Here is a 412-nt window from a genome sequence, read left to right on the forward strand (position 1 = left end):
CTTTTTACAAGATTGTTGTAATTGAGATTTTATGTTCTCTGTAGAAATATCATGTTGAAACTCGCTTGAAAATTGATTGAAAAAAGCTAGTGTGTTTGATGTATCTTGTTTCGATAGCCTTTCATCATTAGAAGTGCAATATAGAGACTTAACTTTCTTATTTGTAGCTAGTATTACACCATTTTTATCAAAAATCTTTCCTCTTTCAGCTGAAGAAGTTGCGATAGTAATTGAAATGAAGTTGATTTTTAATAAAATTAGTAAAATCAAACCTACAATAGAAAGAACCGCAAAAAATCTCCATCTTTTTGTATGTAACATATAACCCTCCCTTATGTAGCCTATTTCATCTTATATTTAATTATTTTTTTTGTAAATGTGGAACAACTTTATTGTTTAGGTTGTCTATTAA

The 412-nt window shown here is 27.7% G+C and carries 1 pseudogene; it reads right to left on the reverse strand.

The annotated features are described in order from the left end of the window. Positions 1-321: pseudogene (locus QO049_RS30545) on the reverse strand (penicillin-binding protein 2); the annotation flags it as partial. Positions 322-412 lie beyond the last annotated feature (91 nt).

The organism is Bacillus sp. RB3 (genome assembly GCF_030164735.1).
Taxonomy (GTDB): Bacteria; Bacillota; Bacilli; order Bacillales; family Bacillaceae_G; genus Bacillus_A; species Bacillus_A cereus.